Here is an 11,790-nt window from a genome sequence, read left to right as displayed (position 1 = left end):
CGCCGGCGACGGCGGCAACGCCGGAACGCCCGGCGACGGCGGCAACGGCGCGGCCGGCATCGCCACCAGCACGGCCGGCGGCAACGGCGGCAACGGCGGCGACCCCGGCACCGCGGGCAACGGCGGCACCGGCGGCGCCAGCGGCGACGGCGTCTCCGTCGGCAACAACGGCAGCGCCGGCAGCGGCGTCACCGGCATCGTCGGTAACGGCGGCGCCGGCGGCGTGGGCTACACGCCGCCGCTCGCCAACCCCAACGACGGCAACGGCGGCGACGGCGGCAACGGCGGCAACGGCGGCACCCACGGCAACGGCGGCGACGGCGGCGCCGGCGGCAACGGCGGCAACGGCGCCAACGGCAGCACGGCGTCCTCCGGCGTCAACGGCGGCAACGGGCAGGACGCCGGCAACGGCGGCCACGGCGGCAACGGCGGCCTGGGCGGCTCGGTCACCGGCAACGGCGGCAACGGCGGCGCCGGCGGTGTCGGCGGCAACGGCGGCAACGGCGCGGCCGGCGGCAATGGCAACGAGGGCGTCGCCGACCAGGACGTCTACGGCAACGGCATCGGCGGCGGCCAGGACGGCGGCAACGGCGGCAGCGGCGGCCTGGGCGGCAACGGCGGCGCCGGCGGCAACGGCGGCACGGCCGCCCACGGCACCACCGGCACCGGCGGCAACGGCGGCGCGGCCGGCGACGGCGGCAACGGCGCGATCGCCGGCAACGGCGGTGACGGCGCCAACGGCACCGTCACCAACTTCAACGGCGGCAACGGCGGCAACGGCGGCACCACCGACGGCGCCGGCGCGGCGGGCGGCACCGGCGGCAGCGGCGGCACCGGCTCCACCACCGGGACCACCGGCGCCAACGGCACCGCGGGCGCCAGCCCCACCGGCACCGGCGGCAACGGCGGCAACGGCGGCAACGGCGCCGCGGGCACACCCCAGCACATCAACGGCGGCGACGGCGGTAAGGGCGGCAACGGCGGCCCGGTCGGCAACGGCGGCGCCGGTGGCGCCGGCGGCAACGGCCTGCCCGGAACCAACGGCAACAGCGGCACCGTCGGCAACCCGAACGGCACCGACGGCACGCTGGGCGGCAACGGCGGCAACGGCGGCGACGGCGGCAACAGCGGCGCCAACGGCGGCCACGGTGGTGCCGGCGGCAACGCGGGCAGCGGCGGCGCCGGTGGCAACGGCGGCAACGGCCTGCAGAGCGGCGACTCCAACGGCGGCAACGGCGGCCAGGGCGGCACCGGCGGCCATGGCGGCGCCGGCGGCAACGGCTACACCGGCGGCGGCGACGGCGGTGCCGGCGGCCTGGTCGGCAGCGGCGGCAACGCCGGCATCGGGCACGGCGCCGGAAGCAACGGGAACGCGGGCAGCACACCCACCACCCCGACCGGCAACGGCGGCGACGGCGGCGACGCCTTCGGTATCCCCGGCGCCGGCGCGACCGGCTACAGCGGCGGCAACGGCGGCAACGCCGGGTCCTACGGCAACGGCGGCAACGGCGGCAACGGGTACACCGGCGGCATCGGCATCACCGGCAGCACCGGCAGCACCCCGGCCGGCACCGGCGGCGTCGGCCAGCAGGGCGGCCAGGGCGGCGCGGCCGGCAACGGCGGCGACGGCGGCCTGATCGCCGGTAACAGCGGCAACGGCGGCAACGGCGGCAACGGCGGCCAGGGCGGCACCGGCGGCACGGGCGGCACCGGCGACTTCAGCGTCAACAACGGCACCGGCGGCACCGGCGGCCAGGGCGGCGCCGGCGGCACCGGCGCGAACGGCGGCAACGCCGGCAACGTCACCAACGGCACCGTGGGCAACGGCGGCAACGGCGGCAACGGCGGCATCACCGGCCTCGGCGGCCGGGGCGGCACCGGCGCGGCGGGCACCGCCGGCCACACCACCGGCGGCCAGGGCGGCCAGGGCGGCGACCCGGGCACCACCGGCGGCACCGCGGGCCAGGGCGGCACCGGCACGGTTCCGGGGCAGGCCGGCACCACGGGCACCGTCAACACCACCTCGACCGTCGTCAACGGCGGCACCGGCGGCATGGGCTACAACCCGACCACGCCGGGCGCGGCCGGCGGGACCGGCGGCGACGGCGGCGCGGCCGGCAAGTACGGCGTGGGCGGCACCGGCGGGCAGGGCGGCACCGGCGCGGCCGGCGCGGCCGGCGTCGACGGCGCCACCCCGGGCGCCAGCGGCACCGACGGCGGGACCGGCGGTCAGGGCGGTACCGGCGGCAACGGCGGCGCCGGCGGCACGGTGGCCGGCAACGCGGGCGCCGGCGGCGTCGGCGGCACCGGCGGTGCCGGCGGCGTGGGCGGTGCGGGCGCCGACGGCGCGGCCGGCGTCAACAACGGCGCCGGCGGCAACGGCGGCAACGGCGGGGCGGCCGGCGCCGGCGGTACCGGCGGCAACGGCGGAACGACGGTGACCGTCGGCAGCCACGGCGCCGGCGGTACCGGTGGCAACGGCGGCAACGCCGGCGTCGGTGGCAACGGCGGCAACGGCGCCGAGGGCACCGCGGCCAACCCGAACGGCGGCAACGGCGGCACCGGCGGCAACGCCGGCACCGCCGGCGGTGCGGGCACCGGCGGCACGGGCATCACCCACGGCGGCAGCGGATCCGCCGGCAGCCTTCCGACCACCGCGTCGGGCAACGGCGGCAACGGCGGCAACGGCTTCAACCCCACCGCCGCCGGCACCAGCGGCGGCAACGGCGGCAGCGGCGGCAACGGCGGTAATTACGGCAACGGCGGTACCGGCGGCAACGGCGGCAACGGCACGGCCGGCGTCGCCGGCACCAACGGTGTGACCGCCGGCGCCAGCGGCACCTCCGGCACGGCCGGTGGCGCGGGCGGCAACGGCGGTGCCGGCGGCAACGGCGGCAGCCAGCTCGGTACCGCCGGCACCGGCGGCAACGGCGGGAACGGCGCCAACGGCGGCAACGGCGGCAACGGCCGGATCGGCCAGTTCGGGATGACCGGCGTGAACAACGGCGCCGGCGGCAATGGCGGTGACGGCGGCAACGGCGGCAACGGCGGTGCCGGTGGCAACGGCGGGGCCGGCGGTTACACCCTGGGCGGCGCCGGCACCCAGGCCAGCACCGGCACCGGCGGCAACGGCGGCAACGGCGGCAACGCCGGCACCCCGGCCAACGGTGGCGCCGGCGCGGACGGCACCGTGGCCAGCTTCAACGGCGGCAACGGCGGCAACGGCGGCAACGCCGGCACCGCGGGCACCCTGGGCACCGGCGGCACCGGCTCCACGACGGGCACCAGCGGCAAGGCCGGCAACTCGGTCACCGGGCCGGCCGGCAACGGCGGCCAGGGCGGCAAGGGCTACAACCCGCTGACGCCCGACACCAACGGCGGCAACGGCGGCAACGGCGGCAACGGCGGTTCGATCGGCAACGGCGGCGCCGGCGGCGCCGGCGGCAACGGCACCAACGCCATCGTGACCGGCAACAACGGCGTCAACCCCGGCGACAGCGGCACCGCGGGCTACACCGGCGGCAACGGTGGTAACGGCGGCGCCGGCGGCCAGGGTGGCTCCATCTCCGGCAACGGTGGCGCCGGCGGGTCCGGCGGCAACGGCGGCAACGGCACCGCCGGCGGCAACGGCGTGAACGGCGCCAACGGCGTCGCCGACACCGACTCCTTCGGCAACGGCATCAACGGCGGCGAGAACGGCGGCAACGGCGGCGCCGGCGGCAACGGCGGCACCGGCGGCAACGGCGGTGTCGGCGGCACGGCCACCAACGGCGCCACCGGGTCCACCGGCACCGGCGGCAACGGCGGCAACGGCGGCAACGCCGGCACCGCCGGCAACGGCGGCAACGGCGTCGGCGGCACGGCCACCAACCCCAACGGCGGCAACGGCGGCAACGGCGGCACCGAGACGAAGGGCATGGGCGGCACCGGCGGCACCGGCTCCACTCCGGGCACCACCGGCAGCAACGGCACCGCGGCCCAGGCCGGCAACGGCGGAAACGGCGGCAACGGCTACACCTCCTCGGTCGCGGGCGCCAGCGGCGGCAACGGCGGCAACGGCGGCGCCGGCGGCTCGTACGGCAACGGCGGCAACGGCGGCGCCGGGGGCAACGGCGTGGCCGGCGCGGCCGGCACCAACGGCGTCAACCCCGGCGACAACGGCAACGCCGGGCAGGCCGGCGGCAACGGCGGCAACGGCGGCACCGGAGGCATCGGCGGCACCATCTCCGGCAACGGCGGCAACGGCGGCGCCGCCGGCAACGGCGCGGTCGGCGGCAACGGCGGCAACGGCGTGACCGGCGCCGACGGGGTGGCCGGAACCAACAACGGCGCCGGCCAGAACGGCGGCAACGGCGGGGCCGGAGGCCAAGGCGGCAACGGCGGCAACGGCGGCACCGGCGGGACTGCCACCAACGGCGCCGCGGGCAGCCTCGGCGCCGCCGGCAGCGGCGCCAACGGCGGGAACTCGGGCACCTCCGGCAGCGGCGGCAACGGCGCGGCCGGCACCGCGAGCAACCCCAACGGCGGCAACGGCGGCAACGCCGGTACCCAGACGGTCGGCACCGGCGGCAGCAAGGGCACCGGCGCCGGCGCCGCCACCAACGGCAGCGACGGCACCGCCGCCGCACCCGGCAACGGCGGCAACGGCGGCGCGGGCTTCACCTCCAGCACCGCGGGTGCCAACGGCGGCACCGGCGGCAACGGCGGCAACGGCGGCACCTACGGCAACGGCGGAGCGGGCGGCGCCGGCGGCAACGGCGTCGCGGGAACCACCGGCGGCAACGGCGGCGCCGGCACCGGCGGCAACGGCGTGGCCGGCGGCAACGGCGGCACCGGTGGCGCCGGCGGCAACGGCGGCCAGGGCGGCACGGTCTCCGGTAACGGCGGCCAGGGCGGCAAGGGCGGCAACGGCGCGGCCGGCGGCACCGGCGGCACCGGCGGCAGCGGTGACAGCTCCTTCACCGTGAACAACGGCGCCGGCGGAAACGGCGGCAACGGCGGCAACGGCGGCAACGGCGGGGTCGGCGGGAACGGCGGAACCGTGACGAGCGGCACCATCGGCGCCGCCGGCAGCGGCGGCAACGGCGGCAACGCCGGCACACCCGGCAGCGGCGGCAGCGGGGCGGCCGGAACCGCGTCCCACGTCAACGGTGGCGCCGGCGGCAACGGCGGCAACCCGGGCACCGTCGGATCCAAGGGCGGCGCGGGCACCGGCACCGGCTCGCCCAGCAGCGGCAACGACGGCTCCGCCGTGACCGGTCCGGCCGGCAACGGCGGCACCGGCGGCGCCGGCTTCGGCTACTCGGGCACCGGCGGCACCGGCGCCAGCGGCGGCAACGGTGGCGCCGGCGGCAACGGCGGCTCGGTCGGCACCGGCGGCAACGGCGGCGCCGGCGGCAACGGCGACAGCGGCGGCACCGGCACCGCCGGGTCCACCCCGGGCGCCAACGGCGGCACCGGCGTGGCGGGCGGCAACGGCGGCCAGGGCGGCCAGGGCGGCCTGGGCGGTTCGACCTCAGGCAACGGCGGCAAGGGCGGTGCTGGCGGCAACGGCGGCACCGGCGGTGCCGGCGGCGGCGGCGCGGCCGGTGACTCCACGTTCGCGGTGAACAACGGCGCCGGCGGCAACGGCGGCAACGGCGGCGGCGGCGGCAACGGCGGCGCGGCCGGCGCCGGCGGCAACGCCCAGGGCGCGGGCACCGGCGGCCGGCGGCACCGGCGGCAACGCGGGTACCGGCGGCGCGCCCGGCACCGGCGGCGCCGGCGCGACCGGCACCATCACCAACCCGAACGGCGGCAACGGCGGCAACAGCGGCACCGGCGGCACAGGCGGCAACGGCGGCGTGGGCGGCAACGGCGGGTCCGGCGGTGTCATCTCGGGCAACGGCGGCAAGGCCGGCAACGGCGGCACCGGCGGCGCCGGCGGCAGCACCGGTGCCACCCAAACGGGCGGCAAGGGCGGCGACGGCTTCAGCGGCGGCGGCGACGGCGGCAACGGCGGCGACGGCCCCAGCGGCGGCAACGGCGGCAACGGCGGCGCTCCCGGAACGCCCGGCGCGGCCGGGACCGGCGGCACCACCGGCGGCACCGGCACCGGCGGGAACTTCGGCACCGGCGGCACCGTGAATCTGCCCAACGGCGGCGCCGGTGGAATCGGCCAGGGCGGCGGCACCGACGGCAACGCCGGCGCCGACGGCACCGCCGGCACCAACGGCAACCACGGCTAGAACTTCGCGGGGCTGGGCTGGCGGTCAGAACTGCAAAGCGCTGAACCGCCAGTCCAGCACCGGCCGACCGGCTTCCACGCCCGCCGCGTACACCACCGACCGCAGGCCCAGCACACCGGACCGCGCGGACTCAACGTGCAGCTCGCTGTACAGCGTGTCACCCTCGTGCACCGGGCCGGTGTGGTCGCAGGACTCCCAGCCCAGCACCGTCACCAGGTTCGGCAGCAGCCGGGTCGCCTGCGCCAGCGCCAGCCCGATCGTGTGCCCGCCGTACACCAGCCGCTGCCCACCCACGCGCGAATCATGGTGCGTGGCAGCGATATTCAGGGTCAGGCGGGCCAGCTCCGGCGCGCTGCTGACGACGTCGCCGGTGCTGCGCAGCACCGCACCCGCCAGGCCCGCGTCAAAGTGCGGCCCCGGGACCCGCGTCCGAAACACCTCCCCGTCCCACCCCGCCGTCGGATCCGACGCCGGCGGCGGCGCGTCGACGCCGATGCCGGACAGGTCGTCGTCGGGCGCGCCGTCAAGTGTGAAATCCGAGCTGGCGGGCAGCATCCCGCAGCGGTAGAAGTCGAGCACCAACCGGTCGGCCTGGTCGATGGTGGTCATCCGCAGCGCCGCCAATCCCGTCGGCGCCCGGCCCGGCTTGACCGAATTCGCCCGCAGCCCAACCACTTCGGTGCGGGTGTAGAGGCTGTCACCGATGACCGGGAAGCGGTGAAACGTCAGCCCGCGGTAGAACAGGTTCGCCTTGACCCGCTGGGTCGCCAGCGTCGACTGGCCGATCGCGACGTCGCACACCAGGCCCGGGTGTGCCAGCGGCCCCGGCGCACCGGTCACGGCGGCGCACAGCTCGGCGTCCAGGGAAAGCCGCATCCGGTCACCGAGGATCGCCTGATGCGCGGCGGCCAACCCGGACGACAGCGTCGCCGACGGCGCCCAGTCGAACACCTGACCCACCGAGAGGTCATCGAAGTAGGGACCACCCTCGCGTATCCGCGCATACGTCACCGGGCCAATATGGCACACGTGGGCAGTGATCTGAACGACGAAGAAGCGATGCTGGTCGCCACCGTGCGGGCGTTCGTCGACCGCGATGTCAAACCGACCGTGCGCGAGGTGGAGCACGCCAACGAGTACCCGGAGGCGTGGATCGAGCAGATGAAACGCATCGGCATCTACGGCCTGGCCGTCCCCGAGGAGTACGGCGGGTCGCCGGTGTCGATGCCGTGCTACGTCGAGGTCACCGCCGAGCTGGCGCGCGGCTGGATGAGCCTGGCCGGCGCCATGGGCGGGCACACCGTCGTGGCCAAGCTGCTGACCCTGTTCGGCACCGGGGAGCAGAAGCGCGCCTATCTGCCGGCGATGGCCACCGGCAAGTTGCGGGCCACCATGGCGCTGACCGAGCCCGGCGGCGGTTCGGATCTGCAGAACATGACCACCACGGCGGTGCCGGACGGTCCGGATGCCTTGCTGATCAACGGCTCCAAGACCTGGATCTCCAATGCGCGCCGGTCCGGATTGATTGCGCTGCTGTGCAAGACCGACGCCCAGGCCAGTCCTCGGCACAAGGGCATCTCGATCGTGCTCGTCGAACACGGGCCGGGGCTGACGGTGTCGCGGGACCTGCCCAAGCTCGGCTACAAGGGTGTCGAATCCTGCGAGTTATCGTTCGACGGGTACCGGGCGCCGACGTCCGCTGTCTTGGGAAATGTTATGGGACAAGGCTTTTCACAGATGATGAAGGGGCTCGAGACCGGCCGCATTCAGGTGGCCGCGCGCGCCCTGGGCGTGGCGACGGCCGCGTTCGAGGATGCGCTCGCCTACGCGCAGCAGCGGGAGAGCTTCGGTCAGCCGATCTGGAAGCACCAGGCGGTGGGCAACTACCTGGCCGACATGGCGACCAAACTCACCGCGGCCCGTCAACTCACCCGCTATGCGGCGCAACGCTACGACAGCGGCGAGCGCTGTGACATGGAGGCCGGCATGGCCAAGCTGTTCGCGTCGGAGGCCGCGATGGAGATCGCGCTGAACGCCGTGCGTATCCACGGCGGCTACGGCTATTCAACCGAATACGACGCGGAGCGCTACTTCCGCGACGCGCCGTTGATGATCGTCGGCGAGGGCACCAACGAGATTCAGCGCAACGTGATCGCCGCGCAATTGGTGGCCAGGGGCGGAATCTGAGTTTTGCCGCCGCGGGTGCGCTATATTTGCGTGACTTCGGCGCCACCCCAAGGGAAGGCAGTTGCCATGAGTTATCCGCCAGGGCCCTACGAAGGTTCCCCGGGTTGGCCCGCGAGCAACCCCGGCCAGCAGCCGGGTTGGCAATCTCAGCCCGTCCCCCCGCCCCAGCCGGGTTGGCCGGCCCAGCAGCCGGGTTGGCCGGGCCAGCCACCGCCGGACAACTATCTCGTCTGGGCGATCCTGACCACCCTGTTCTGCTGCCTGCCCACCGGCATCGTGTCGATCGTCTACTCCACCAAAGTCTCCGGGCTGTGGGCGCAGGGACAGTACGGCGAGGCGCAGGCCGCGGCGGACAACGCCAAGAAGTGGGCGATCATCAGCGCGGTCGCGGGGCCCGTCGTGTATGTGATCTTCATGGTCATCTACTTCGCCTTCATCGCGGCGGTGGTCACCCACATGCCCTCCATCCCCACCACCACCACGTATCCCGGCTACTGAGTAACCGCCTTGGGCGCCAGCGGGTTTGGTGTCACGCCGGCTCGATCGCGTCCACCAACCCCCAGGCCAGCGCGGTCTCGGCGTCGATAGTTCTGCCGGACAACACCAGATAGGCGGTGCGCCAGCGGCCGATCCGGCGCGTCACGCTCACGGTGCCGCCGGCGCCGGGGATCAACCCCAGGCCCAGTTCCGGCAGCCCGAATACCGAATCGCGTTGTGCCTCAACCCATCCGCAGAACGCTGCCATCTCCAGCCCGCTGCCGAGCACCCGCCCGTGCACCCGGGCCCGGCAGCCGGAGCCGAGCCTGGCGGTCAGCGCGTCCAGCGCCAGGGCCGGGCTGTACCGGGTGCGTGCCAGGTGCGCGCTGGCCGGGTCGGCGAAGGTACCGAACTCGGCGAGGTCTCCCCCGCTGCAGAACGACGGGCCATTGCCGCTCAACACGATCCCGGTCACCGACGGGTCCAGCTGCGCGACGGCCAGCGCCTCCAGCAGCGCGGCGCGCGCGTCGGTGGAGAACGCGTTGTGCCGTTGCGGCCGGTTGAACGCGACGTAAAGCGTGTCGCCGTCGCGCCGCGCCACCACCGGGTCGGGGATGACGGGCACGCTAGCCGGGCCGCGCTCGTCGAGCCAGCGCGCGAACTCCGGGCCGGCCTGCAGCGTCGAATACGCCAGCGACTCGGTGATCACCCCGGCCAGCGTCGCGCCGGCGGGATCGATCGCGCGCAGCACGTCGTCGCAGACCGCGCTGGCCTGGGGCCAGCGTTCGCAGCGTGCGGTCAACTCGGCCAGCGCCTCGGGCACCGAGGCCACCGTGACCACCCGCCGGTCGGCGCACGGATCCTCGGACAGCGTGAAAGTCGCTGCGTCGAGCGAGGATTCGTCGCTTGACGGACCTACGGCGATGTTGACGCCGGGCGGCCCAAATTTCACACCGAATACTTCTCGATCAACGCGTTCTTGTAGAGCTTGCCGGTGTCGGTGCGCGGCAGCTGGGCCTCGAACCCGATCGACCGGGGGCACTTGAAGTGCGCCAGTCGGTCCCGCAGCCAGTCGAGCAGCTCGGCGGCGAACTCATCGGTGGCGTCGGCCTGGTCGACGGTCTGCACGGCGGCCACCACGCGTTGGCCCATCTCGTCGTCGGGAACGCCGAATACCGCCGCGTCCAACACTTTCGGATGGGTGACCAGAAGGTTCTCGGTCTCCTGCGGGTATATGTTCACGCCGCCGGAGATGATCATGTGATGGCGGCGGTCGGTCAAATACAGGTAGCCCTCGTCGTCGAGGTAGCCGATGTCGCCGACGGTCATCCAGCCGTGCTTGTCGCGCGACGCGGCGGTTTTCGCCGGATCGTTGAGGTATTCGAAGGCGAATCCGCCGCCGTCGAAATAGATCTCGCCCGCCTGCCCGGGGGGCAGCTCGTTGCCGTTCTCGTCGAGGATGTGCACGCCGCCCATCATGGGTTTGCCGACCGAGCCGGGATGGGCCAGCCAGTCCTCGGCGGTGATCAGCGTCGACCCGATCGCCTCCGAGGAGGCGTAGTACTCGTCGACGATCGGGCCCCACCAGTCCATCAGCTGCTTCTTGATCTGCACCGGGCACGGCGCAGCGGCGTGCATCACCCGTTTGAGGCTGGACAGGTCGTACGAATCACGAACGGCGGCAGGCAGTTTGAGCATCCGGACGAACATCGCCGGCACGAACTGGCCGTGCGTCACGCGGTAGCGCTGGATGGCGTCCAGCGTGCCCTCGGCGTCGAACTTCTCCATCACCACCGTGGTGATGCCGGCGCCCTGGATCGTCATCGACCACACCGACGGCGCGGTGTGGTAGAGCGGCGCCGGGCTCAGATACACTGCGTCGGGATCCAGCCAGAAGCCGACCAGGCCGGCCATCATGCCCGGGGCCTGATCCGGTGGCAGGTGCGGCAGTTCGCGTTTGATGCCCTTGGGCCGCCCGGTAGTGCCCGACGAGTACTGCAGCAGGTCGCCCTCGATCTCGTCGTCGATCGGGGTGTCCGGTTGGTCCGCAACGCATTCCGGGTAGCGCTCCCAGCCCGGCAGGTCACCGTCGGCCAGTATCAACAAATCCGGTAGTCCGCCCGGCAGGTGTTCGGCCAGACCCGCGCAGGTTTCGGCCAGCGCGGCGGACCCGACGATGGCCTTGGCGCTGCTGTTGTCGATGATGTAGGCCGCCTCGGCCGGCGTCAGGTGCGTGTTGATCGGCACGTAGTACAGGCCGCTGCGCCGAGCCGCCCACATGACCGCGTGGATGTGCTCGTTGTTCTCCATCAGGATCGCGACGGCGTCACCCTCGCGCAGGCCGGCCTTCCGGAAATGGTGGGCCAACCGGTTGGCACGGGCTTCCAGGTCGTCGAAGGTGACGACGGTTCCGGACGGATGGAGGATGATCGCAGGTTTGTCGGCGCCGATATAGGGGCGAATCTGCATGCGCCGACTGTACATCGCCCATTTCGACGCCCAATTCGGCGCCCAATTCGAAGCCCAATTCGGCGCCCAATTCGACCGCCGTTTTAAGCGGTCAGCCGTGCGGCGCTTCGGAGATCTTGCTGTCCGGCTTACCCAGCGTTTGGCACCAGGTCTGCGCCGACAGGCGCGTCGCGTCGATCTCCATGTTGGTCGGCTGGTTGCCGCTCTTGTCCTTGAGCATCTTGCTGATTTCGGTGTTCTGCTTGTTCTGGTCCTGGCCGGTGAAGTCCTTGCACTGCGTGTCGCCGCCGGTGTTGACCACCTGCGAGGCTGAGCATCCACTGAACAGAATTCCTAGTGCTGCAACCGCAATGGCGGTCGCCGCCGGTGTACGTGACATCGTTGTCGGCCTTCCGGGAAGAGGGGTGTGTCAGCTATTTATAGACCGAAT

General features: G+C 74.2%; 7 protein-coding genes. 3 read left to right on the top strand and 4 right to left on the bottom strand.

Annotated features, from left to right (window positions below):
• A partial coding sequence (locus G6N66_RS30200) for a hypothetical protein (RefSeq protein WP_163645935.1) occupies nucleotides 1-6,271 on the top strand: 6,271 nt, incomplete at its 5' end.
• On the opposite strand, the gene G6N66_RS28740 is transcribed toward G6N66_RS30200, so the two are convergent.
• Entirely contained in the window at nucleotides 6,252-7,238 is a 987-nt protein-coding gene (locus G6N66_RS28740; protein ID WP_085235297.1) for a MaoC family dehydratase, read from the bottom strand. The two genes, G6N66_RS30200 and G6N66_RS28740, sit on opposite strands and share 20 nt — an antisense overlap.
• Before the next feature lie 9 nt (nucleotides 7,239-7,247).
• Here G6N66_RS28740 and G6N66_RS28735 point away from each other — a divergent pair, with 9 nt between their 5' ends.
• A complete protein-coding gene (locus G6N66_RS28735) occupies nucleotides 7,248-8,414 on the top strand; it encodes an acyl-CoA dehydrogenase family protein (RefSeq protein WP_085235298.1) in 1,167 nt (388 codons plus the stop codon).
• 66 nt (nucleotides 8,415-8,480) lie between these two features.
• Entirely contained in the window at nucleotides 8,481-8,912 is a 432-nt protein-coding gene (locus G6N66_RS28730; protein WP_085235299.1) for a CD225/dispanin family protein, read from the top strand.
• Nucleotides 8,913-8,943: 31 nt separating this feature from the next.
• On the opposite strand, the gene G6N66_RS28725 is transcribed toward G6N66_RS28730, so the two are convergent.
• From G6N66_RS28725 to G6N66_RS28715, 3 genes are all read right to left on the bottom strand, one after another.
• The gene (locus G6N66_RS28725; protein ID WP_085235300.1) at nucleotides 8,944-9,843 is read right to left on the bottom strand and encodes an enoyl-CoA hydratase/isomerase family protein; all 900 of its coding nucleotides are present in this window, start codon (nucleotides 9,841-9,843) and stop codon (nucleotides 8,944-8,946) included.
• Nucleotides 9,840-11,360: a fatty-acid--CoA ligase FadD4 gene (gene fadD4 / locus G6N66_RS28720; protein WP_085235306.1), complete on the bottom strand. Its 1,521-nt coding sequence runs from the start codon at nucleotides 11,358-11,360 to the stop codon at nucleotides 9,840-9,842. The genes G6N66_RS28725 and fadD4 overlap by 4 nt, the downstream gene beginning before the upstream one ends.
• Nucleotides 11,361-11,451: 91 nt before the next feature.
• Nucleotides 11,452-11,739, bottom strand: coding sequence for a hypothetical protein (locus G6N66_RS28715; RefSeq protein WP_085235301.1), 288 nt, complete (start codon nucleotides 11,737-11,739; stop codon nucleotides 11,452-11,454).
• Nucleotides 11,740-11,790 lie beyond the last annotated feature (51 nt).

The sequence above is a fragment of the Mycobacterium conspicuum genome (genome assembly GCF_010730195.1).
Classification (GTDB): Bacteria; Actinomycetota; Actinomycetes; order Mycobacteriales; family Mycobacteriaceae; genus Mycobacterium; species Mycobacterium conspicuum.
This window is presented reverse-complemented; position numbering and strand designations above follow the sequence as displayed.

Bases quoted from the DNA above. Each gene is read 5' to 3' on its own strand.
- G6N66_RS28715 (WP_085235301.1), bottom strand. From the start codon at position 11,739: ATGTCACGTACACCGGCGGCGACCGCCATTGCGGTTGCAGCACTAGGA.
- fadD4 (WP_085235306.1), bottom strand. From the start codon at position 11,360: ATGCAGATTCGCCCCTATATCGGCGCCGACAAACCTGCGATCATCCTC.
- G6N66_RS28735 (WP_085235298.1), top strand. From the start codon at position 7,248: ATGGCACACGTGGGCAGTGATCTGAACGACGAAGAAGCGATGCTGGTC.
- G6N66_RS28730 (WP_085235299.1), top strand. From the start codon at position 8,481: ATGAGTTATCCGCCAGGGCCCTACGAAGGTTCCCCGGGTTGGCCCGCG.